The sequence below is a fragment of the Methanolobus profundi genome (genome assembly GCF_900114835.1).
Lineage (GTDB): Archaea > Halobacteriota > Methanosarcinia > Methanosarcinales > Methanosarcinaceae > Methanolobus > Methanolobus profundi.
The window spans coordinates 908,468-931,805 of sequence record NZ_FOUJ01000001.1; the positions used below are offsets into that span (position 1 = coordinate 908,468).

Genomic DNA, 23,338 nt, shown 5'->3' on the forward strand with positions numbered 1-23,338 from the left:
TGGTTACAGGAGCTTAGACCCCATGGAAAAAACAGAAAAACAGGACTTTTTAAGTATGGATAGACGAACGTTTCTCAAGGTGGTAGGTGCGATTGGGGCGTCTGCTTTTTTGGGATTACATCGTTCACAGATAACAAAAGCTCTCGAGCTTTCAAAAACAAAGATCATCTGGCTGCACGGTGCAGAATGTACCGGATGTTCAGCTTCTCTTCTTGATGCAGAGGACCCGGACCTCACCCAGGCACTGAACAAACTCAGTGTTGACCTGGTATTCCACGAGACATTGATGGCCCACCAGGGAATATTCGTTGATGGGAAACCAGCATCTACTTCTGAACTGAACTCTGAGATCCTTCTGGATGAGGCTATCGAGGAAGGAAACTACATCCTTGTAGTCGAAGGAGCTATCGCAAATGGTCCGGATGGTTCAGGTAAATACTGCATGTACGGTGAGCGTACCTTCAAGGACATGTTCGCAAAAGCTGCAAGCAACGCTAACATGATCATGGCAGTCGGTATGTGTGCTGCATTTGGTGGTATCAACACAGCAGACAGTGACCTTGCAGACCTCACAGATTTCAGAGGCGTTGACTTTGTGAAAGAATCCCACTCAAAGGGAATGCTCACAGAGCTTGGAATTGACAAACCTGTCATCAACATCGCAGGATGTCCTTCACACCCTGACTGGATCCTTCTTACATTAGCAGCTGTTATCCTCGGAAAGATCGACATCAATGATCTTGACTCTGTTCTTGACAAGTACAAGCGTCCTCTTGTATTCTTCCCGGAGACAAACACAATGCACGACAACTGCCCACGCAGAGGATACTATGACAGAGGTATTCTTGACGAAGACTTCTCAGGCGAAGGATGCCTGCTCAAGGTCGGTTGTAAAGGACCATACGCAAGATCCGACTGTGGACTTCGCAAGTGGAATGGCGGTGTCAGCATGTGCACACAGGCTGGTTCTTCATGTATAGGTTGTTCAGAACCTGGTTTCCCGGACAGCACATCACCATTCTATGAGATGGGAGAAGACAAGCCACTCATGTACGGAGTGGACATTGACACAGCAGCAAAGGTAGGAACCGCAGCTGCAGCAGCCGGTGTAGGAATACATGCGATCCGCAGGTTCGTATTCAAAGATGATGAGGAATAAAGGAGGGTTGAAAAATGACAAAAGTTGTAGTTGATCCATTAACACGTATAGAAGGTCATCTCCGTATTGCAACAGAAGTTGACTCTAACGGCGTGATCACAGATGCACAGAGCTCAGGAATGCTCTTCAGAGGAATTGAGCGTATACTTGTGAACCGTGACCCAAGGGATGCAGCACGTCTCACACAGAGAATATGTGGTCTCTGCCCAACAGCACAGTCACTTGCTTCTGTAAATGCTCTCGATGACCTTTTCGGTGTCGCTGAAGAGATCCCAAAGGACGCACTTGTTACAAGGAACATCATCCAGGGTCTTAACACCCTTACCAGTCACGCAACCCACTTCTATGTACTGTGGATGCCTGATGTGGTCAACCCTGCATACAGGGACATACTCGCAACAGTAGATGATACAGGCTCTGCACTCTGGAAGGAACTCCTTTCACGCTTTGCACCTATCAGTTACAAGATGGACGGTGAAGCCATTACTCCAGGTACTGGTTACATCAATGCTATCAAACAGAAGAAGAACCTCGAAGAGGCAATGGCACTTATCGCAGGAAGGATGCCACACCAGATGTCAACCATCACTGGTGGTGTGACCTACCTGCCAAATATCGGCGATATCGGTAAACTCACATCATACTACCTCACCCTTATGGACTTTATAAATGGTTCAACCCTCGGGGTAGATGCACAGACATGGCTCGATAACACTTACAGAGCTTCTTCACCACAGAAAGCTGTGAGCTTCATGCTTGAGCACCTTCAGGATGTCGTTGACGGTTCACTTTCATCCCAGAACTTCTCCAAGTCAAAGGGATGGGGAGACTTCGAGCTTTTCGCAGCATTCGGTTCAGAGCTTATCGGTGAGGATACCCTCGGACTTCCTGTTAGCTTCAAGTTCGACCGTACAGGTCAGTATGCAGAAGATTCCGATGTAGGTTACCTCTCATACGGTGTTTTCTACGATGTTGAGAACGGTGACGGTTATGACCCAACCGGATTTGGTCAGAAGAGCTTCCAGAAGGCTGCATTCATCAACAGTGCACTTGAGAAGAAGACCTTCGATCACAATTACATTACTGAAGAGACAACACATGGATTCTACACCCATGATGAAGCACTTCACCCATTCGACGGTGTTACAGAACCTGTGAGGACTGCAGATGAGATCACTTTCGAAGGCGGAAGCGACAGCAGATATTCATGGATGAAAGCACCACGTTACAACGGTATACCATGTGAGGTAGGACCTATCTCCCGTCTCATGGCAATGGATGAGCCACTTGTTACCGGTCTTATGAGCTTCTTTGCAGAGAACGGTTATTCAGCTGCTAACAGCTTCACAAGAATGGTCGCCAAGATGCAGGAAACCCTCATACTTTCAGAGCAGCTCCTTAAATGGGTAACAGTAGACCTTGATCCAAACGGAAGATACTATGTGAACACTGAGCTCAAAATGGCAAAGGATTCACAGGGTATCGGTCTCTGGGAAGCACCTCGTGGAGCACTCGGTCACTGGATCAAGTCCGGTTCAGACTCAATGGTAACCAATTTCCAGATGGTAGTTCCAACAACATGGAACGGTTCCCCAAGAGATGCGAACGGAGTTGCAGGACCTCTTGAACAGGCACTTATGGGTACCAAGATCTCAGCAGCAGAGAACATGATGGGAATAGACAATGCGAACCCTACAGGAATTCTGCACACTGCAAGGTCATTCGACCCATGTATAGCATGTGCTGTTCACACCATAGATCTTACAGGTAAGAACAAGGAACAGGGCACATTCACCATTGTATGATCCCGGGGTGAAGGAAATGAGGAGAAGACAAAGACTGACTCCCGAAGACAAGAGGATCATCAAACTTCACGGCGGCGAGAGACATATCGAGAGGTATTCATTCCTCGAAAGGCTTGCGCATTTTGCGCATCTCCTTTCATTGTTCATCCTACTGTTCACAGGTTTTAAGATCTATCTTGGCTGGGACTTCATGAGCTATCACTTAGCTCTGTACATCCACATGATATTCGCTATCGTGTTCATCCTTGCAAACTGGCTGCTGATCCCTTACAACATTGCGACCACAGAGGTCCCTCATTGTGAGAAATGCAAGTCAGGAGAACACAACGAATTCGTCCACTCTGCTATGAACATTGCAGGCAGGTACCTCCTTGGTCCACAGGACATCAAGAACATGTACCATATAATGCTCAACTTCATTGGCAAGGGCGACTACCCTGCATTCACAGTATACGATGTCAAGAACAAGGGATACATTGGAAAGCTCCACCCTGCAACAAAGTTCCTGCTTGTATTCGAAGGTATGGCAGTAGCAGTTATCGTGTTCACCGGAATTGTGATCTACAATCTCCAGTGGAGCCTGCTTGGAATAATACCAGTAAGCCAGATACTGCTTGCTATCGGTGATATTGTAGCACCACTGTTCAACATGGGCACCATAGCATTCATGCGCGCACTTCACCTTGCAATGGCCTACTTCTTCATAATAGAAGTTATAGTCCACGTAGGTATCATCGAGATGGACCCTAAGGTATGGAAATACCACAAGGCGATCTTCATCGGTGGCGAAGAAGACCTTTGCGACCATAATTACATTAAGCTCATCAATGTAGAGGCAGAGCCCGGGGAGTGATCCTACGATAAAAGTACTTGGTTGTGGTAACCCCCTTGTGGGTGATGACGGTATTGGCATCCATGTTATTGAGAAGCTGGGCGAAATGAGGGATGAGCTCCCTGATGACGTCGAGCTTATCGATGCAGGTGTCTGCGGACTCGATCTGCTGAACATGCTGGAAAATACCAGTAATGTGATCATCGTGGACGCGGTCAAGGGTGCCGGGAACGTCGGTTCTGTTCATCGGTTGTCGGCCGATGATGTTAAAGGAGCCACATCCAACGGCGGCCTGTCAATTCATGACATCAGCCTTGCAGACGTGCTTTCTATAGCCGAGGAGGTCCAGGAAATGCCAGATCAGCTCACTATCTTTGCTATAGAGGTTGAGAAGGCAGACGAGATATCACTCGACCTGTCCGAAAAGGTACAGGCTTCCCTGGACACCACTGTAAAGCTGGTGATCGATGAGATCCGTGCAATGAAAGCTTGCTGAACAAAGTGTAAGGATGGTCTGACCAACCTGTCACTGAATTCGGAAAGAAGGACGCACGAGCACTATGAGTTCACTCAAAGTACAGCCATTTAAATGACAAGAGAGAAAGGTCATTAAAAACCAAATAAACTCACAGAGTAAATAGTTGATTTCAAAAACTTACTCAGGAGATAACAATGGAAAATCCACGCTCAACTCCTTTAGAAGAACTAATCGTATGGATACTCAGCGTTGACCGCCGTGTCATTCTGATGGAATCCATCGACAACCATCAGGTCATTAAAGCATCTGATGTTGCACAGAAAACGAACAGATCAACACAGAACATAAGCCGTGCCTTGAAGGAACTCAAGACAAAAGGCATCATAAGGTGCCTTACCCCTGAAAAAACGACTTGGAAAAGGTATATGTTAACAGATACAGGAAAAGAGGTTCACCAAAGACTCAAACATTACTATTGACCTCTACCCGACATTTTCTGTCAAAATGTTAACGTGTTGAATTAATGGGCTTTTGCCCATTAGATTTTTTTCAGACTTTTTCTAATACTCTTTTTTTCCAATATTCTTTTTCTGGTGAATTCTCCCCACTGATATTAATTCTGATATTCTAATGGAATTACAAGGATCGATACTGTAGTAATTACTTTCACCCTGCCTTCTATGGACTTTTATAATACAAAGTACAAATTTAAAAATGAACATTAAAGGTGGGAGATAGATTTGGAAATTATCAATGAACCTGAGATAACGAATATAGATGAAAGAACTGTGGCATATGTTCCATTCGTAGGGAACTACATCGGGAAGGAGGAGGTCTTTGCAGAACTCTTTGGAGAACTTCTCGGCTGGGCGATCCCCAGGGACCTTATAGGACCGGATACACTTATGCTGTCCGCATACTACGATGACCCGGGCGTTACTCCGCCTGAAGAACTGAAACTGGATGTGTGCATGACCATAGGAGATACCGTGGAGGTTGCAGGGAATGTCAAAAAGAAGATACTTCCTGGTGGTAAGTATGTTGTTATGCGTGCTGAGCTCATAGGAGCAGAAGAATATGCTCCGGCATGGGAAAAAATAGTTGAGTGGTTAGTTCAGAACAAGCTCGAGATCGATATGTCAAGAGCAAGCTACGAGGTGTATCTGAACTCTCCTGAGGAACATCCTGAAAAGCACCATATTGTAGACATCTGCATGCCTGTTTTGGGCTAATGATTATTTTTTGTCCGAAATAAGCTACAATTTGTATTTTTTATAAGCAAGTATGATGCCTAATCTCGTAGAAGAATAGAGATGTCCTCTATTCTGTGCTTTTGGATAGTCGACTTTTAAAACTTAAATCCTTTTCTAAAATTCCATATCGAAATATTGCTTATCAAGCAACATATAAAATTTATAACATAAACAGATAAATATTATAAAATCATTAATAAGTTTGCAGATACGCCACCCATGTGAATTAGTTCACATGTGCGAAGTCAATGTTCGTCCTTTCAGGTATGATCTGAAGGTGGATGTATGTGCAAGCTCAAATTGGAAGGGAACATGATTAAAAGACAATTTTGCAACAGCTGTTCTGAATATGCGTTTATTTCCTTAGTTTGTACTATGTATAAACATTTAATCAACGCAACAGAACACAAACCGTTTGTTTGTGGCATTTTTTCCCTTTCACATGGAGATAAGAACAATGAAAAGGGAAGAAAGAATATTGGTAACCGGTGGAGCTGGGTTTATAGGCTCAAGTGTTATTGAAAGAGCAATCAGAGAAGGAAAAGATGTTCACTGTCTGGATCACAGAAATGATCTGGATAAGTTCAGTCATTTGAATGGTTCAGTGAAGACTGTAAATCTTGATACCAGAAATAAAAATGATCTAAGATACTTCCTGGAAAAGTACAGTTTTAATGGTGTAATTCATCTTGCAGCAGTTTCCAGAGTTGTCTGGGGAGAGGAGAATCCACAAAGGTGCAAAGAAGTAAATGTGGATGGCACACAGAACCTTCTTGAATGTCTCGAAGAAACAGGGCAAGATCCATGGTTTATATTTGGAAGCAGCAGAGAAGTATATGGCGAACCTGCATCTACTCCTGTTAAGGAAAATGCTCCAAAGGTGCCCATTAATATTTACGGTGAAACAAAGCTCGCAGGAGAACAAGCGGTCAGAGAATGGTCAGTTCGTACAGGCAATTCTTCGGTGATCCTCAGGTTCTCCAATGTATACGGTAACGAAAAAGATATACTGGACAGGGTGCTGCCCAGATTCGTCTTGAGGGCTCTAAAAGGCCAGCCATTGGAGATCCATGGGGGAAACCAGTTGATCGATTTTACACATATCGATGATACAGTGGAAGGTATCTTCAGAGCAATTGATTACCTTGGGAACGGTTGTCCTTTGCATGATGATTTTCATCTGCTGACAGGAAAAGGCACTACTTTGCAGGAAGTGGCCAGGATAATATCTGATCATCTTGGACAGGATGTACAGCTTCTTAAAATGGACTGCCGAAACTATGATGTTGACAGGTTTGTTGGTGAACCATCCAAAGCTATCAGCAAAATAAACTTCAAGGCCAGGATCAAACCGGAAAAGGGTATTCCAATGACCATTGACCGTTTCAGGGAGGTGTTCTCACTTTGAGGATATTGATGGTTATTCACGGATTCCCACCATTTTACATGGCTGGCTCAGAAGTATATACATATAATCTCTGCCAGGAACTTACTAAGAACAATGAGGTATATGTCTTTACAAGGATAGAAAATCCATATGAAGATCCGTATACGTACTATGATGAAGATTATCATGGTCTGAAAGTTCGCAGGGTCAATAAACCTCTGAGAGATTACACTCTGACCGACAAATACCTTGATCCAAAGATCGATGCAGTTTTTGAAACATTTCTGGAAGAGATAAAGCCAGATGTTGTGCATATTGGCCATCTATCTCATCTTTCCACCAATTTACCAGAGATTGCAAGGAAAAAAGGTTGTCCTGTGATCTATACTTTGCATGATTTCTGGTTGAAATGCTATCGTGGACAATTGATCAAACCTGATCTGCAGATATGTTCAGATCCCTCTGATGAGAACTGTCTGGACTGCGTAAAGCGCACATTCAAGGATAAATGGGACATTGAAGATGTAAAAGTATACCGGAAGCATATGGATGCTGTAATATCGCAAATAGACCTTCTGCTATCACCATCTCATTTCCTTTTGGATTTCTACAAAAACAACGGTGTAGATGATAAAAAACTTGTCTTCTCAAAATATGGTTTCAACAAGAGTATCATTCTTCCTAAAAAGAGGAACTATGAAAATGACTCTAAGATATCTTTTGGATTCATGGGCAGAGTAATACCCGTAAAAGGTATCAAAATTCTACTTGAAGCCTTCAGGGAACTTGAAAGAAGTGAACTTCATATCTTTGGTTCAGTAGGTGGACAAAAGGTATTCCTTGAAAAATATGTAGATGAAAATATCTTCTTCGATGGTTCTTTTGACAACTGGGAAATTAATAAGGTTCTTGAGATAATTGATGTTCTTGTAGTTCCTTCGATCTGGTACGAGAATTCACCACTGGTGATCCAGGAAGCGTTCATGGCTGGCATCCCTGTGATAACGTCTGATATCGGCGGGATGGCTGAACTTGTAGAAAATGGAATTGACGGCTTTACATTCGATACAGGTAACAAAGATGCGTTGAAAAGTATCATGAAAAGGATAGAAGATAATCCAACAATCCTGAACGGTCTTAATGTGAGCAGTACAAAGGTAAGGTCCATTCAGGATGATGCTGCTTTTGTGCAGGAATTGTACAGGGAGGTGCTTTGAAATGGAAGATGGACCCTGGAGAATAACTTTTGATACGAACCCCGATTCCTGTAATATCCATTGTATCATGTGTGAGGAGCACAGCGAGTACAGGAAGGAAAAAAAGCCCAGCATCAGGATAATGAATCCGGACATTATCTCAGAAGTTATTGCAAACGCGGCTCCTCATGGGCTCAAAGAGATAATCCCAAGCACAATGGGAGAGCCTCTTCTGTACAGACACTTTGATAAATTACTGGAATTGGCAAATGAACATGGACTTAAGATCAATCTGACAACCAATGGAACATTTCCTGGTCGTGGAGCCGAGCAATGGGGCAATCAGATACTGCCTCTGGCCAGTGACATAAAGGTCTCAATAAATGGTTCATCTAATTCTATAAATGAAAGCATAATGAAGGGAATTGACCATGAAATAACCCTTGAGAGCATAAGGACATTGACAAGGATATGCGATGATCTGCGTGATAAAGGAATCAATTGGCCGACAATTACCTTCCAGGTAACTTTCATGAAGAAGAATATCAGGGATTTGAAATCTCTTCTTCAGCTCGCTATCGATTATCGGGTTGATAGGTTCAAAGGACATCATCTATGGATAACCTGGCCAGAACTGGAAGAAGAATCTCTGACTGGAAATGTACATGACCGTATTGAGTGGAACAGAACGGTAGATGAACTCGTAGCTCTCGGCAAAGACAGAATTGAGCTGGCCAACGTGTCTAAAATTCCTATAGACAGCGTCGACAACCTGTTGCCTGAACACTATGAATGTCCGTTTGCGGGGAAAGAAGCATGGATTGCATGGGATGGGACCTTTAATGTGTGCTGTGCGCCGGATGAGCTTCGAAAAGGATTTGGATATTTCGGTAATGTGAGAGACACTACATTTATGGAACTCTGGCAATCAGATAAGTATCAGTCTTTTATCAGGTATGCTGGTAAAAACGGTGTTTGCAGAAATTGTAATATGAGAAGGTCAGTCGAAGGGAGTGGTAATTAATGGGATATAACAGAACCCATATCTCCTTCGATGGCACACACCATCTAAAAGATGGGAATCCATTGTATAATAAGAGATTCAACGCTGTCCAGAGTTTCCATGATCCAGGGATCGCACCGGTACAAGATGATACTGGATGTTTTTATATTGATATCAAAGGAAACGATCTGTTTGGCAAGAGATTTCTCCGAGCATACGGCTTTTATGAAAGTCTTGCTGCTGTGGCTGATGTTAGTGGATGGTACCATATTAACCTTGAAGGAAATCCTGTTTATGGTAATAGATTTGAATGGGTAGGAAACTTCCAGGACGGGCTTTGCACAGTGAGAGACAGGAACGGAGCCTATTATCACATTTTACCTTCTGGTGAACCTGCCTATCAGTCGAGGTTCATATATGCAGGCGATTACAGATACGGAATAGCTGTTGTTTTTGAGCATACTGGGCAGGCACATCATATATTCCAAGATGGAACAAAAGTCCATGACAACTCATTTGTTGATCTCGATGTTTTTCATAAAGGATTCGCACGAGCAAAGGATATGCATGGCTGGACTCATATAAATATGGAAGGAGAGGTCGTATATTCCGAACGTTATGATATGGTAGAGCCATTCTATAATGGTCATGCCCGGGTGATGGATAAGAATGGTATTTTCCTTATTATTGATGAAAGAGGCGAAATAATCCATAAAACAGAATCGGTTCAAATTCAGGAACAAAATATCACAGATGAAAATAACTCTCCCGAAGGTCTTATCAAAAGGAGGATTTGAGATGGAAAATATACCTGAATCTTTCCTGAGGTCATTGGACAAAGTGCAAGATCTGAATCAAAAAAAGTTGATATTGATAAGGCACTCTGACAGGGAAAACATACTTCAGGGAACATTAGGAAGTGATGTTCATATTACTTTGGAAGGAAAAGAGAAAGCTTTCGAATTAGGAAGAGTCCTAAGATCCTTACCTATAGAATGGTGTAAGACCAGTCCACTTCTCAGGTGTACACAGACCATTGATTCGATAGGTGATGGGTATGGAAAAAGAATAATTCATTCAATTTCGGAATTGCTAGGGGAACCTGGGCCTTTTGTTTTTGATGGTGATCAGGCAATTAACGCTTTCTTCGATCATGGACCAAAAATAGTAGTGAGGGAAATGATCAAAGGTCAGTCTTTTCCTGGAATAAGGTCTTCCGGGGAAGGAAGCGTGATTCTTTTAAAAGGTCTCATAAACTTCCTTGAAGACAGTACAGGAGACGGTATTTGCATATCTCATGATTCAATTCTCATGCCTTTTATTGCACATTACTGTGGTGAGCAGTTCAATGGAAAATGGATAAAACCACTTGACGGAGTGGTATTAGTCAAGCAGGAGAATACATATGATCTCTGGTGGGACGGGCAGATGCATAAGGTGGTCGTATGATTACAGTGGGTCTTTTTGGAATTCAGGACGTTGGCAATGGACCTCATCCAATGTATACTCATGATCATGGGATTGCTCTGATGAAAGATGGAAAAGTTCTGACGACCATTCAGCTGGAAAGATATACACGTCTCAAACATGACAACAGACTTCCAGTCTATATACATGAACTACTTGACAAATACCTGCCTTATGATGAAGAAGTACGTTTTGTTAATACCAATTCATTTTCAGGAAGTTCATTTATTTCTGGGGATGGAAGACTGAGAATTGAGCCCGATTCTCAGATGGATGTTGAAAGTATTCTCTTTCAAGCTGAAGTGAAATGGTATGATACAGCTGGAAAACAAAAAGAGACAAATGCCAAAATTATCTGCCACGAGTTTGCTCACATTGCATCAATACTTCCTTTTGTAGGAGAATTCCTACCAAATAGTCTCCTTGTGCATATTGATGGAGGTGCATCGCGATCAGCATGTTCTTTCTGGTATTGGGATGGAAACTGCCCGAAACTACTGGAAGCCTCCTGGGATCTATTGAAAAATCAGGTAAATAACTTCAATGTAAATCCACTGGCTATGGCTATTCTTCATCAGGAAGAATGGCAGCATCTTTCTTTGCCTGGAAAACTGATGGGATATTGCGGGCTGGGAAAAACAGACCCGGAGATCTCAGATTGGCTGAAGACCAATAATTGGTTCTTGGATTTTCAGGGGAATAGAACCAGTATGCTGGATCTATTGAATAGAAGGTGGAAGACCAATTTTACAGCCTATAATAACAGATCTCCATTTTTCATGAATCTATGTGCTTCTATACAAAAGGATTTTCAAGAAAAGATTGTTGAAGTAATTTTTAGATCCCAGGAAGTAACAGGGACAGAAAACCTATACTACAGCGGTGGTGCAGCTTTGAACATACCCACTAATCGTTGTCTTGAGGCTTCTGGTCGTTTCAAGCGGATTTTCATACCGCCTGTAACAAGTGATTCCGGACTGGCCCTGGGAGCTGCTGCCTGGATGGAATATCTCGACCATGGGAAACTGGAAATAAACAGCCCTTTTCTTAATCGATTCGGTATCGAAAAAAGAAGAGAACATCAAGATGACAATGATGATATTAAGAAAATGATATTGGATGGAAAAGTGCTTGGAGTATGCAATGGGTCAGCTGAGGCGGGTCCACGTGCACTTGGTCATCGGAGTCTCATAGGATTAGCCAATTCCAGAGAAATAAAAGAACGTTTGAGTGAACAGATCAAGAAAAGAGAATGGTACAGACCTGTGGCACCTATACTTTGTGAGGCTGCAGCAAAGGAAGTCCTAGAGGATATGGCCCTGAAAAGTGAACTTTCGCATTTCATGCTGGGAGCTTATGAGATTGTTGAAGATTCTAAAAAAGATTTAGATGGAATAATCCATGGAAATGACCTGCTAAGAGCACAGATCGTCAGGTCAAAGGACAGGGATAATCAATGGATATATAGTCTTTTGTCTGAGTTATGGGAGGAAGATGGTATACCAGCTCTTATCAATACTTCATTTAATCAAAAAGGTAAGCCAATAGTACACTATCCTTCAGAGGCTATCGATGTAGCTGGTCGAATGGGACTTGATGGAGTGATTATAAATGGGTCCTTACATCTGTCCTGAAGCTCTTGAGAGGGGTAATCAACATTTCCATTTTATCCAGAACTCTCCTGAGGAGCATCCTGAAAAGCACCATATTGTGGATATCTGCATGCCTGTAATGTGATGCGGGAAATGGATCATGTGTATCCATCATCCATTCTTATTTTTTAGATGCATAGACCAGTTCTACAAGACCTGATCCAAACTCCTGTGTACCTTTTAGCTCAAGTTTGATACTCTTCTTAATTTCCCTGAAAAGCGGGATACCTTTGCCCAGAATGACCGGCTGTATCGTTATCCTGAACTCGTTGATAAGTCCACTGTTAAGAAGCTGGGAAATGACAGAAGCACCGCCTACGACCCATATAGCTCCTCCTGTACCAAGCATCAGGTCCTCAGTGGTACCGACAGGATCGTTTGAGAATGTGACCTTGCCATCTTCCTGGTCCATGTGTTCATTGGTAAAAACATAGGTCTCTTTGCCGCTATAAGGCCATTTACCAAAACCAAGTACCTGTTGATAGGTCTTGTGACCCATGAGCAGGGTCTCTACGCCTTCAAGAAATGTATCGAAGTCATATTCCTCCTCACCGATCAGCCAGTCGACATTTCCATCTTCTGCTGCTATGAAGCCATCAAGGCTGCATGTTATCAATAATACTACATCACGCATGTTCTTTACCCCACTCCCACGAACACTCTGTTATGCCACCATATTATCTGATCAAATACCTTTTCAGGATAAAGGTCTGATATATCAGGTCAGAGCATATGGGAATTCTGTTATCTTCCATTCATCTTCCTCTTTAAGCAGTTCGATCACTTTAGTGGTCTCCTCGAACTCAGGCTCGACCTCAATAAAGTTCCTGAGTGAGAATTTGATAGCAACGCTGGATTCGTTCACAAGGACGTCAACTACAGCGGAATCCTCATCAACATACTCTTTTGTTACTTCAATGAACTGATACTTATCAGGATTGACATCTTTGCATATATCAACGAAATCTGCAAGACCGGTTCCCTGCTTGTATTCTGATGACATCATATCATAACATGTGTCATAGTTACCTTCATCGAACTCTGATACAAAATCCTCTACTGTCTTTGAAGGGCTGCTACCTATACCAGTACACCCGGCAGTCAAAAGTGACACCAGTACTAAAGTCAATATAGTCGTTATTACTGCTTTTTTCATAGACCACACCAGAATTGAACTTATTACTTCAATTAACAATTGTTCTTTTTTCTATAAATGTGGAATTGTAAAACAGAGCTTCCGTCCATCTATAAGTTTAAGAGTAATGACCGGAAGTGACTTTCCGCCCCAAGTTAACGCTATAGTAGAAACACTAAGCAAAATAATATTCGTATTTAAACTATCAGACTGGAAAATGCGCATGCACTTAGAAGATATGAGAACTTATGAGAGACTGTGAAAACATTTGGGAAAGGTTTAACTACATGAATAATCATGAGGTATCCTTGTCAATCTATCATTATTAATCATAATGAAGAAATATTAATGGAGACCCGTACCATGAAAAAAACAGAGAATTCCTTTAGAGCAACAGAATTGAGAACATCCAAAAAACTGCAGAACTATTCCAATGGACATGAAATGGGGGAATTGTTTTGCTAAAAGCAATAGGAGCACTCAATATGATGGACCATGCTCAGGGAAACATGTCTGAAGATGAGTTAATAGCATGGGTGTTCGGTGTCGACAGGCGTATCGTTCTTGCAGAGGCCATGAAAGATCAACCTATCCTGAAAGCATCTGATATAGCCCAGGAAACTAACAGGTCAACACAGAACATAAGCCGTGCCCTGAAAGAGTTCAAAGAACAGGGATTTGTCATGTGTCTTAATCCTGAGAAGACCACATGGAAAAGATATGCTATAACAAATGAGGGAAGAAGATTATTGAAAATTATCGATGACCTCTATTTCAGTCATAATTAAGTAGTGAGAGGTTGCTAACGTCAGGGTCAGCATTCCTCTTTTACCTCTTTTTTTCATTTTCAGAAAGCCTGTTATTTAAAACTTAAAGGTAAGCAACAACAGAGCCATCAAGGAGTGAATAACTTGATCTATCCCGAAGGGTCCGGCAAAGCCGGCGTTTCCCAAAAGACTGGAAAATGATCCGCATAATACCTTGAAGCACTTTCTAACAGGATTCCTGTAGGATCATCCATGTGACTATATCCTGTACAGCATTATGGGAATGTGCCGCCTTCGGCGGATAGTTACTTTGTTTTAGCTTCCCGGCTTTTATAATCAGTCCTCAACCTCTTTGATATACGGACCCAGTATCATGTCCTTGTAAGCTCCACCTGCAGGAACCTTTGGATACAGAACTTCTTCCCTGTCCGTGCAGATCTCAAGGAAACATGGTCCTTCTGAGTTCAGGAAGGCTTCCATGCCATCTTTTAGCTCACTTCTATCGGTTATCCTTTCTGCGAAGTTGAAACCGAATGACTCTGCGATATCAGCGAACTGAACATCCTTTGGTCTCTGTGTACCTGTTCTTTTTCCATCATAAGCAGCATCCTGAAGATTCTGGACCATTCCATCGCTCCTGTTGTTGAGCATGAGTATCTTTATCGGGAGATCCAGTGATGCAATTGTGTGCAGTTCTCCAAGATTCATACGCAGGCTGCCATCTCCATCTATGGCTATGACCCTTGCTTCAGGGTTTGCATAATGGACACCGATGGATGTTGGCATGGAAAAGCCCATGGTGCCGAAGGAACCGGAGGTCATGAAGGACTTTGCCTTCTGCATTGGGAGATACTGGGCTGCAAGCATTTGATGGTTTCCGACACCTGTGGTTATCTTTGTATTGCTGTCAATATAGTTTGAGAGCAGGGACATGACCTCGGCAGACTGGATATATTCGGATCCCCGGTTGTAGTCCAGTGGCCAGGACCTCTTCAGGGATCTTGCACGTTCCTGCCATTCATGGATGTTCAATGTGATGTTATGCTTTTTAGCGTAGTTGAGCAGGTCCATTATGGCCGTGGCAGCATCCCCGATGAATGAGAATTTAGGTCCTCTTTCTATCTTTATCTGGTGCATCTTCTCGGGATTGATATCGATGTAAGCAACGTCAGTTCCTATTGCAAATCCGACCTTCTCAGCGACCCTGTCATCCCAACGGACACCGATGGCAAAGAAGAAGTCGTTCTCCTGGATGAGCATGTTAGCATAGGGTGTACCGAACATCCCGAGCATTCCAAGATTGAGATCATCGTTGGCGTCGATGACACCTTTTGCCATGAGAGTGTTAACTGAAGGTATGCCGAAGTATTCGTTGAACTCACGGATGGCCTGGCTTCCTGCTTCTGAGTTAAGACCTCCTCCCAGATAGAGAAGCGGTTTTTTGGATCTCAGGAACATCTGGTAGAACTCTTCACACTGTTCTTCGCACAGGTGTCTGTCATCATGGTAGCTTTCCTCGAACCTCATGACGTTCATGTTCTGGTATTCATGCATCTTCTGCTGTTTATCCAGAGGTATGTCTATGACAACAGGCCCGGGTTTTCCAGACATTGCAAAGTAGTATGCATCCTTGACAATAGCCTCAAGATCATCACCATCAGAAACCAGCATGACCTTCTTTGCAGCTTCCCCGAAGATGCCCTCAACATTGATATGCTGGAAGGAGTCGGTTCCTATCTTATGCGCAGGGACCTGCCCTGCAAAGACAAGCAGTGGAATGCTGTCACCATAAGCATCGGCGACACTGGTCAGTGTGTTGGTGATCGCAGGTCCGGATGTGACTATGGCAACACCGACCTCGCCTGATGAACGGGAATAACCGGCTGCACTAAAAGCTGCTGACTGCTCGTTGGAATTGATAACTATCTCGATGTCACTCTTTTCAAGTGCATGGAAGACCGGCAGTATCGCCGCTCCGGTGTAACCGAATATTTGTTTGACCCCAAGGTCCTCCAGACTTTTAACTAATATTTCTGCTCCATTCATTTCTTCCATTATAATTCTCCGTGAAAGAAACGATCCCGGCACAGGATACACTATTCAGTAAAATGACCAAAAAACAGTGCACTTGAGCCAGAAAAGTTTCTGATTATCTTGCTCAAGCGTGTAGCACTACCACTACTACTGACACATTGCGTAAAGTGTTAGTTGTGGTAGAGTATGACATTAGGTTAGGATTGGGGGAAGTGGTATTTAAAGGTTATGAATACACAGAACACCATTTATTAAGGATTGATAGGTATTTCCTCAATCAGTGCTTTAGCATAAGCCGCTGCTACTATGGTAGCATACTCATGCCAATCATCTGACTTGTGTGAATCACAATAATCACAAGTTCCACGTACAATAAGATAACCAACATTTCCTTGCCATGCTGCATCTGCAACACCAGAACCTTCCATTTCTATTGCTTTGAGTTTAAATGTTTCTCTTAACTCGTCTCTAAGTTCTGAACTTTTTACGACTCTATTTCCAGATCCAATCGGACCAATAAATACGCGAGGTTGACCTTCAATCCTTTTTTTATCGATTGGATGACTTGTAACAGTACCTGTAGAACAAAACAAAACATCCTTATCATCAGAAGGGCGAGTAAGACCTCTTTGTTTCAGTTGCTGCTCAATATAATTTATCCATGGATATTTTCCAAAACTTTCATTCATTTCTAATAATCTTGCAACTTTTAACAAGTCAGAACTTGGAGGTCTTGGATGATGTCTATGCTCAACACGTTCGTCATCTTCTTTTATTAGGTCGTATTGAATTACACCCATTTCACTTGACACAACAATATCTCCAAGACGAACATGATCATCAACTTTTTCAGCATATGGAACGGCTCCTGCAATACCTACCATTATAATATACTTAATACTTGGAAATCGTTCAATCATAAGAGTTGTACGATAAGTTGAATTATTATTTCCCATCCCTGCAAGTGCTAAAATTAAAGAATGTGTGCCACCATTAGTTGCTGAAATCTCACCGATGTCATAGTTTGCCAATCCTCGAGAAGAGTAAGTAATTTGTTGTGGATTTTTAATTTGATGTTTCATTGAAACATACTCTTCTGTAAGTGCAGTGACTATCCCTATCGTAGGTTTATGATCATTCAACAAATGTTTTATCTCTTCATTATCTTCAACAGCCTGTTTAACTTCTGTATATATTTCATCCTCTTCAAAAATAGACTGTTTTTCAGTATCATCTTGCTTAAAATGATTGATAACTATTTTAGAATAATATGGTCCAATGATTTGTGATAAAATACTATATTCCAATCCTTTCAATGCAGCATAATCATAGCCATGCTCAAATAGTTTCCTTGCACTTAGCCTTTTGATACCTTTTATTCTAAAATAGTCCAATAATTCAGTTTTAACCCCAAAAACAGCTCTGTCACAATAAAATAGTACTTGATCAGTAATATCACTAGGTACGCCTTCCAGAATCATAATTTTAACTAATGCATCCCCTAACCACTCAATAATTTCTCCATAATTATAAATATCTGCTTCATCAATACCTTTATCTCCAATACCTTTTTCCCAATCTAATAAATATTGGAGTGGCTTTTCATCAATCCATTTTTCTAATATATTTGCAATAACAGATGCTTGATAAAATTCTACTTGCTCAGTTGGATTAGAGGGTTTATCAACAAGTAAACATTTAAGATTTTCAACTGTAATCCTTATACCTGCTCCATTTTTATCATAAGCTTTAAGCATAACATGTGATGACATCAAAAGAGCATGGAAAACAGACCAAGGATTAAGCAAATGTAATCCTTTTCTTTGTTTATTATCAATTATTTTAGTTGATATTTGTTTAAACATAATTGCTGTTTCACAGTCAATACATGAATCCGAAACAATTTTTCCAAATTTTGTAGAGATGAATATATTTTCTATTTTTTCAACAAAACCATTATCTTCTAGATAGTTCAAGTCTTCATCAATCATTTTTTTGAAATCGGATTCGCCAAATTCCTCTATGAAAAGAGTGTACCATAAAGTTGTTTTGAAATATTCATGGACTTTATCCTCAACTATAAAATCATTTGAAGATATCAACCCATTTAAATTCATTCTCCTCTTACTTACATTTTTAAACTGCGATAATACTTTTTCCGGTTTTTTTACAGCATACCTACTGTGTAATAAACCATCAGTAACTTTGTCTTCAACTAAAACTGCATTACCTACTTCATGAAAACCTGGCCTTCCTGCTCTGCCCATCATATTTAACACACTATTGACAGAAAGGGGCATATAAGCCATATCATCAGAACTCCACATAGTATTATCAGAAATTATTACAGTCTTTGCAGGAAGATTTATACCTTGTTCTAATGTAGTAGTTGCTACAAGAACACATAAAGTTCCATCTAGAAAGGCATTTTCAATTTTCTCTCTTAGTATTAACTCGATTCCTGCGTGATGAAAAGAAATACCATTTCGAATACAATATAATAATTTATCAGAGAAGTTTGTTCTTTCTTCAATTGATTCATTCAATTCTTCTGCAAAAGGAAATGAATCCTCATTATCGAACTTGTACCCACCAGAATCTATATCGGATGCTAATGCAAAAGCCAAATTTTCAGCATGTTTTCGACCAGTAGTAAAAACGATACATTGTTCCCCTTTACTTACAATACTTTTTATCAAATCTATAGAATTGCTGTATCGTTCCGCTTTTTCTTGATCAGTCCTTGGTGCTAACCTTCTTCTAAATAAATTCTTTCTCAGTTTAATTTGAAAACTGGTTTTATCATTAAACCTTAATAAACCACCATTATTCAAAATACCTTTCTTAAGTGGAATTCTACGTTCTTCAGTATAAATAACCTCCTCTGCCATCCAATGTCCAAAGTCTTCAGGGTTCCCAATTACAGCTGAAAGTCCAATTATCTGAGCTGAACTATACTTCCGAATAATCTCAGATACTGCAATTTCTAATGTTAGCCCTCTAGAAACGTCTTCTACCATTTGGATTTCATCGATTACAAATAAAGAGACTTCATTTAGAAATGGTTCATTATGACGCATGAGAGAGTCTAATTTCTCATTTGTCACAACTATTACTTGCTTATCCCCTAAATTAGTATATTCGTGTTTTGCATAGTCTCCAGTACTTATCCCAACTGTTATTCCTAAATTTGAGAATAATTTTTTAAAATGCTCATATTTTTGCCTAGCAAGTGCCTTTAATGGAACTACATAAATTGCTTTCCCATTTTGTTTTATCACTTTATTAATAATAGCTAATAAAGCAGGGAATGTTTTTCCAGTTCCGGTTGGTAGCGATATAAATGTATTTTTTTCTTCAAAAACACATTTTTGAATGCATTCCAATTGTTCATCCCATATCTCACTATATCCACAACTTTTGAGGACATCTATAGTAGCTTCATCAAAAAAAGATATTAACTCATCTATATTTTGCGTCATGTGAAACAGTATATAATACTTTTTATATAAAGTTAATTACTATATTTTAAATTACATATACATTGAATACAAAATCATAACATTGATAAACAGATGTCTTTTGACATCTCTTTCTTTACTAACCTTCCTCGCTTTACAGACCCCTTCAAACCAATATTGTCCTTATCTGCCTGAAAAGCCAGTTCATCGCTGAGCTTATGGTAGCTGTCAAACCTTTCCAGAATTATGATGCCATCGTCAATTCCTTTTCTGACGGCACAGTGTGGCTCATTCAAAGTGTATAATTCTTGAAACGACAATTATGGAAAAGCTCATCAATATCGGAAATTTGGTTTATAGCTAAAAATATTGATTCACTTAAATAAACTATATATATTTGCGTATAAACGGCTCTGTAGAATTCCTGTAAACATAAGTGACAAGTGACACATACTTTGCTTTTTTCATTTCCATAAAAACAACTTGCAAACTAAAACCAAAGCAACCAACCGCCGAAGGCGGCATATTCCTATGTTGCTATACAGATCATAGTTGCATTTGTGCGAGAATTCTACAGAAGCCAGTAAAGAAGGCACAAGGTATTATGCAGATTATTTTGTATAGTCTTATGGGAAAACGCCGGCTTCGCCGGACCCTTCGGGATCATTTAAGATATTCGTAATCTGCGAAAAATCATAATGGCAGGATTTCTACAGAGCCGTATAAACTCGTATTTTTAATATTTTCCGTGCTCAGCCTTCCATCACTGTTCCTTTGACTTGACATATCTCCTTGCCACTGCTACCCCTTTCCACTTTTTCTTCTCAACTCCCTTCAACCCGATCTCAGCCTTATCCGCCTGGAAGGCTAGCTCATCGCTGAGCTTATGATAGCTGTCAAACCTTTCCTGAGATATGATGCCATCATCCACTGCTTTTATTACGGCGCAGTGTGGCTCGTTGCGGTGTGTGCAATCCTTGAAACGGCAGTTTTGAGCTAGTTCGGCAATGTCGGAAAAAGTCCTGTCTATACCATCGGATGAATCTCCAAGCTGGATCTCACGGATGCCGGGGTTGTCGATGAATATCGTGCCGTTGGGGAGAGTGAAAAGCTGTCTTACAGTAGTGGTGTGTCTTCCTTTATCGTCATCTTCACGTACACTTAATGTCTTCTGGACATCGTGACCTAAAAGAGCATTGATGAGAGTTGATTTGCCAACTCCTGAGGAACCGACTAGAGCTATCGTTTCATCCGGGTTCATGAAAGGATCCAGCTTTTCCAGATCAGTACTTGTAAGAGCACTGAGAGTGATCACCGGAACATCATCAGCGATATCTCTAATTTCCTGTATCGTCTCTGAGACATCATCCGGCAGGGTCTCGACAAGATCGATCTTATTAATGAGAATAACAGGTCTTGCACCGGAAGAATGAACGATGGTGAGATATCTTTCAAGTCTTCGCACGTTAAGGTCATGTCCCACTGCTGTGACAATGAAGATAGTATCAATGTTCGCAGCTATCAACTGTTCTTCACCTGAATCACCTGCAGAGCCTCTGGAAAGACAGGATGTTCTCGGGAGAATATCCACGATAGTGTATGAACCGATATCACTCTGGTCAAGCAGTACAACAAAGTCCCCGACAACTGGCTGCTTGCCAACCTTACGCATAACTCCTGATATTGATGCCTGTATCTCACCCTTTTCAGTAAGGATATTCCAGACTGTCTTATGCTGGGTTGAGATCCTCCCAGGAATATATGGTCCATTATAAGCTGAAAAAGCAGATGCAAGTGAACTGTTCCAGCCGGGAATAACACATATGGCTGAAGTATCACTTCCTTTGTTCCTGCATTCACCATTCATAACATAAACACAAGATGTAATGGTGAATAAACTTTTTGATAGAAGTTCCCAGATCTAAGATAAAAGTATCACATCTTTGTATTTGTACCATTATAAAGAGAAATAAAAAAAGAACAATACAACCATCCACCGAAGGTGGCACATTCCTATAGTGATGTGAAGATGATCGTTGAATTTGTGCTGATAAATATCAAAAGGAAGTATCGAAGAAAAACATTGCATGAACACGCATTTTATTTCATTTCTTCTTTTGGGAAAACGCCGGCTTCGCCGGACCTTTCGGGATAATTCAAGTTATTCAATGCCTACACCGGTCAGTTTGCAAACGTATAACAATGCAACTGTCCGCTGCTATACAGAATATTGAATTGAAATGTTGAAGAAAAAAAAGAAAGCAAAAAAACAACAGAGGAGAAAGCTCTCCTCCATTCTCAATAGACTTACTCGAAAGCAACTCCGTCTACATACAGTGTGTAACCGTTCAGATCGATGTTGTCGGTACTTCCACTCAGTTCTGTAACGTAGCTGTCACCGGTGAGGGTCCATGTGCTTGTGTCATCGATGCTTACAGAGAGCGCAGAAGCTGCTGTTCCGTCGGTGTTCATTGCACCGGTATATGATGTTCCGTCTGAAAGGGTCAGGGTCATTTCAGAGATGGAATCGACCATTATGTCACCTGTTGCAGTCTGCTCATTGAAGTCGACCTCACAGACACCGCCATTGGAACCTTCAGTTCCCCAGCCTCTTGAACCATCATTACCAGCGATCACAATAAGGTATGTGTCGTCAGCAAGGGTCAGGTCAACATTGTTCAGTGTGATGACACTTTCAGTATTTGTGACATAGAACATGTCCCCATTGTTAGATACAAGGGATCCGCCGGTCATTGTGAATGAGCTTGTTCCTACCTCTGCATCACCGGACATACTCTGGTATAACATCACATTATGGATGTTCTCTGAACCTTCATCGCCATATACACCTTCCATATTTCCTGATACATCACAATTATTGATGGTTACTGAGTTCAGTCCTTCAACAACAACTGCCTCAGAGGTCTCAGCTGTAAGTGTTGCGTTGCTTACTGTAACATCTGCTGTACTGTAGATCGCAGGAGCACCTGAGCTTCCACTGGTTGTGTATGTTCCGCCATCAACGACCATTGTTCCGCCGCCACGGTCACTGCGTATTGCAGCTTTTACTGCTGAGAAGACATTAAGGTTGGTAGCATACATTGTTCCTCCACCGGCAACTTCGATACCGCCGGCATTTCCGCCAGTCACACTGATCTCGGTATCCTCTATGTAGATAGTTGCACCATCGTATGCAAAGACACCATTGGAACCTTCAGTTGTAGCTGTGACCGTACCGCCATTGATGTAAAGGACGGAATTATCCAGTGCAAGGATCGCTGAGTTCAGACCATAGAAACTTGATGCATCACTGCTTGATGCAGAACCATCTGTTTTCTCAACGCTTACATCAGTAAGTGTTGCAGTAACTTCATCTTCAGCTCTGATGGCGTTCTCATCGTCATTTGTAGATGTGTATGTTCCTTCGGTCAGCTCTTCACCATCAGCCAGAACATATGCACCGGTCCCGGTATCTACGCTGGTAGAACCGCCTTCTCCACCAGGAGGTGTACCCATTTCACCATCCGGCATTCCATCAGGTGGGGTCATATTACCGTCCATTTCAACCGCTGATCCATCGTCCTGTGAATCAGATACATCAGTTGGATCCGAATCGCTAGCTGTTTGATCATCCTGGGTATCAACACAACCAGAAGCAAAAACCAGTAGTACAAGAAAGATCATTAATGTACTAAATTTTAAAACATTC

Annotated in this window: 21 protein-coding genes; 14 read left to right on the plus strand and 7 right to left on the minus strand. The window is 41.5% G+C overall.

The window, feature by feature from the left end; translation table 11 throughout:
* The first annotated feature begins 22 nt into the window (after window positions 1-22).
* The 13 genes from BM008_RS04210 to BM008_RS15205 all read left to right on the plus strand — a co-directional run bounded on the left by BM008_RS04210 (window position 23) and on the right by BM008_RS15205 (window position 12,317).
* Window positions 23-1,159 carry a hydrogenase small subunit gene (locus BM008_RS04210; RefSeq protein WP_091933569.1) on the plus strand — a complete coding sequence of 379 codons (1,137 nt, stop codon included), beginning with the start codon at window positions 23-25 and terminating at the stop codon, window positions 1,157-1,159.
* A 14-nt stretch (window positions 1,160-1,173) separates the two neighbouring features.
* Window positions 1,174-2,964, plus strand: a complete 1,791-nt coding sequence (locus BM008_RS04215) for a nickel-dependent hydrogenase large subunit (RefSeq protein WP_091933572.1) — start codon at window positions 1,174-1,176, stop codon at window positions 2,962-2,964.
* 16 nt (window positions 2,965-2,980) lie between these two features.
* Window positions 2,981-3,817: a cytochrome B gene (locus BM008_RS04220; protein WP_245747862.1), complete on the plus strand. Its 837-nt coding sequence runs from the start codon at window positions 2,981-2,983 to the stop codon at window positions 3,815-3,817.
* 7 nt (window positions 3,818-3,824) lie between these two features.
* Window positions 3,825-4,292 carry a hydrogenase maturation protease gene (locus tag BM008_RS04225; protein ID WP_091933574.1) on the plus strand — a complete coding sequence of 156 codons (468 nt, stop codon included), beginning with the start codon at window positions 3,825-3,827 and terminating at the stop codon, window positions 4,290-4,292.
* A 176-nt stretch (window positions 4,293-4,468) separates the two neighbouring features.
* The gene (locus tag BM008_RS04230; RefSeq protein WP_091933577.1) at window positions 4,469-4,753 is read left to right on the plus strand and encodes a helix-turn-helix domain-containing protein; all 285 of its coding nucleotides are present in this window, start codon (window positions 4,469-4,471) and stop codon (window positions 4,751-4,753) included.
* 261 nt (window positions 4,754-5,014) lie between these two features.
* On the plus strand, window positions 5,015-5,506 hold the full coding sequence (locus BM008_RS04235; RefSeq protein ID WP_091933581.1) for an AraC family transcriptional regulator: 492 nt from the start codon (window positions 5,015-5,017) through the stop codon (window positions 5,504-5,506).
* Between the two features lie 478 nt (window positions 5,507-5,984).
* Window positions 5,985-6,935, plus strand: a complete 951-nt coding sequence (locus BM008_RS04240) for an NAD-dependent epimerase/dehydratase family protein (RefSeq protein ID WP_177187960.1) — start codon at window positions 5,985-5,987, stop codon at window positions 6,933-6,935.
* An 8-nt stretch (window positions 6,936-6,943) separates the two neighbouring features.
* Complete coding sequence (locus BM008_RS04245; RefSeq protein ID WP_143072271.1) at window positions 6,944-8,131, plus strand: glycosyltransferase family 4 protein; 1,188 nt, start codon at window positions 6,944-6,946, stop codon at window positions 8,129-8,131.
* A gap of 1 nt (window position 8,132) precedes the next feature.
* Window positions 8,133-9,134, plus strand: coding sequence for a radical SAM/SPASM domain-containing protein (locus BM008_RS04250; protein WP_177187961.1), 1,002 nt, complete (start codon window positions 8,133-8,135; stop codon window positions 9,132-9,134).
* On the plus strand, window positions 9,134-9,910 hold the full coding sequence (locus BM008_RS04255) for a WG repeat-containing protein (RefSeq protein WP_091933593.1): 777 nt from the start codon (window positions 9,134-9,136) through the stop codon (window positions 9,908-9,910). Before BM008_RS04250 ends, BM008_RS04255 begins: the two co-directional genes overlap by 1 nt.
* Before the next feature lies 1 nt (window position 9,911).
* Window positions 9,912-10,562: a histidine phosphatase family protein gene (locus tag BM008_RS04260; RefSeq protein WP_177187962.1), complete on the plus strand. Its 651-nt coding sequence runs from the start codon at window positions 9,912-9,914 to the stop codon at window positions 10,560-10,562.
* On the plus strand, window positions 10,559-12,214 hold the full coding sequence (locus BM008_RS04265) for a carbamoyltransferase C-terminal domain-containing protein (RefSeq protein ID WP_091933598.1): 1,656 nt from the start codon (window positions 10,559-10,561) through the stop codon (window positions 12,212-12,214). Before BM008_RS04260 ends, BM008_RS04265 begins: the two co-directional genes overlap by 4 nt.
* Window positions 12,192-12,317 carry a hypothetical protein gene (locus BM008_RS15205; RefSeq protein ID WP_281246261.1) on the plus strand — a complete coding sequence of 42 codons (126 nt, stop codon included), beginning with the start codon at window positions 12,192-12,194 and terminating at the stop codon, window positions 12,315-12,317. Before BM008_RS04265 ends, BM008_RS15205 begins: the two co-directional genes overlap by 23 nt.
* A gap of 36 nt (window positions 12,318-12,353) precedes the next feature.
* On the opposite strand, the gene BM008_RS04270 is transcribed toward BM008_RS15205, so the two are convergent.
* A complete protein-coding gene (locus BM008_RS04270) occupies window positions 12,354-12,866 on the minus strand; it encodes a dihydrofolate reductase family protein (protein ID WP_091933601.1) in 513 nt (170 codons plus the stop codon).
* Between the two features lie 84 nt (window positions 12,867-12,950).
* A complete protein-coding gene (locus tag BM008_RS04275; protein ID WP_143072272.1) occupies window positions 12,951-13,388 on the minus strand; it encodes an NTF2-like N-terminal transpeptidase domain-containing protein in 438 nt (145 codons plus the stop codon).
* A 437-nt stretch (window positions 13,389-13,825) separates the two neighbouring features.
* Here BM008_RS04275 and BM008_RS04280 point away from each other — a divergent pair, with 437 nt between their 5' ends.
* A complete protein-coding gene (locus BM008_RS04280; protein ID WP_245747864.1) occupies window positions 13,826-14,155 on the plus strand; it encodes a winged helix-turn-helix domain-containing protein in 330 nt (109 codons plus the stop codon).
* Window positions 14,156-14,470: 315 nt separating this feature from the next.
* On the opposite strand, the gene BM008_RS04285 is transcribed toward BM008_RS04280, so the two are convergent.
* The 5 genes from BM008_RS04285 to BM008_RS04305 all read right to left on the minus strand — a co-directional run bounded on the left by BM008_RS04285 (window position 14,471) and on the right by BM008_RS04305 (window position 23,313).
* Complete coding sequence (locus BM008_RS04285; RefSeq protein WP_091933607.1) at window positions 14,471-16,189, minus strand: thiamine pyrophosphate-binding protein; 1,719 nt, start codon at window positions 16,187-16,189, stop codon at window positions 14,471-14,473.
* Window positions 16,190-16,419: 230 nt separating this feature from the next.
* Complete coding sequence (locus BM008_RS04290) at window positions 16,420-19,650, minus strand: DEAD/DEAH box helicase (protein ID WP_091933610.1); 3,231 nt, start codon at window positions 19,648-19,650, stop codon at window positions 16,420-16,422.
* A gap of 74 nt (window positions 19,651-19,724) precedes the next feature.
* The gene (locus BM008_RS04295) at window positions 19,725-19,949 is read right to left on the minus strand and encodes a hypothetical protein (protein ID WP_143072273.1); all 225 of its coding nucleotides are present in this window, start codon (window positions 19,947-19,949) and stop codon (window positions 19,725-19,727) included.
* A 443-nt stretch (window positions 19,950-20,392) separates the two neighbouring features.
* Entirely contained in the window at window positions 20,393-21,496 is a 1,104-nt protein-coding gene (gene rsgA / locus BM008_RS04300) for a ribosome small subunit-dependent GTPase A (RefSeq protein ID WP_091933616.1), read from the minus strand.
* A 440-nt stretch (window positions 21,497-21,936) separates the two neighbouring features.
* Window positions 21,937-23,313, minus strand: coding sequence for an autotransporter outer membrane beta-barrel domain-containing protein (locus BM008_RS04305; protein ID WP_218146684.1), 1,377 nt, complete (start codon window positions 23,311-23,313; stop codon window positions 21,937-21,939).
* Window positions 23,314-23,338: the final 25 nt, after the last annotated feature.

Bases quoted from the DNA above. Each gene is read 5' to 3' on its own strand.
- BM008_RS04220 (WP_245747862.1), top strand. From the start codon at position 2,981: ATGAGGAGAAGACAAAGACTGACTCCCGAAGACAAGAGGATCATCAAA.
- BM008_RS04305 (WP_218146684.1), bottom strand. From the start codon at position 23,313: ATGATCTTTCTTGTACTACTGGTTTTTGCTTCTGGTTGTGTTGATACC.
- BM008_RS04270 (WP_091933601.1), bottom strand. From the start codon at position 12,866: ATGCGTGATGTAGTATTATTGATAACATGCAGCCTTGATGGCTTCATA.
- BM008_RS04290 (WP_091933610.1), bottom strand. From the start codon at position 19,650: ATGACGCAAAATATAGATGAGTTAATATCTTTTTTTGATGAAGCTACT.
- BM008_RS04215 (WP_091933572.1), top strand. From the start codon at position 1,174: ATGACAAAAGTTGTAGTTGATCCATTAACACGTATAGAAGGTCATCTC.
- BM008_RS04265 (WP_091933598.1), top strand. From the start codon at position 10,559: ATGATTACAGTGGGTCTTTTTGGAATTCAGGACGTTGGCAATGGACCT.
- BM008_RS04240 (WP_177187960.1), top strand. From the start codon at position 5,985: ATGAAAAGGGAAGAAAGAATATTGGTAACCGGTGGAGCTGGGTTTATA.
- BM008_RS04245 (WP_143072271.1), top strand. From the start codon at position 6,944: ATGGTTATTCACGGATTCCCACCATTTTACATGGCTGGCTCAGAAGTA.
- BM008_RS04260 (WP_177187962.1), top strand. From the start codon at position 9,912: ATGGAAAATATACCTGAATCTTTCCTGAGGTCATTGGACAAAGTGCAA.
- BM008_RS04230 (WP_091933577.1), top strand. From the start codon at position 4,469: ATGGAAAATCCACGCTCAACTCCTTTAGAAGAACTAATCGTATGGATA.
- rsgA (WP_091933616.1), bottom strand. From the start codon at position 21,496: ATGAATGGTGAATGCAGGAACAAAGGAAGTGATACTTCAGCCATATGT.
- BM008_RS04250 (WP_177187961.1), top strand. From the start codon at position 8,133: ATGGAAGATGGACCCTGGAGAATAACTTTTGATACGAACCCCGATTCC.
- BM008_RS04275 (WP_143072272.1), bottom strand. From the start codon at position 13,388: ATGAAAAAAGCAGTAATAACGACTATATTGACTTTAGTACTGGTGTCA.
- BM008_RS15205 (WP_281246261.1), top strand. From the start codon at position 12,192: ATGGGTCCTTACATCTGTCCTGAAGCTCTTGAGAGGGGTAATCAACAT.
- BM008_RS04285 (WP_091933607.1), bottom strand. From the start codon at position 16,189: ATGGAAGAAATGAATGGAGCAGAAATATTAGTTAAAAGTCTGGAGGAC.
- BM008_RS04255 (WP_091933593.1), top strand. From the start codon at position 9,134: ATGGGATATAACAGAACCCATATCTCCTTCGATGGCACACACCATCTA.
- BM008_RS04210 (WP_091933569.1), top strand. From the start codon at position 23: ATGGAAAAAACAGAAAAACAGGACTTTTTAAGTATGGATAGACGAACG.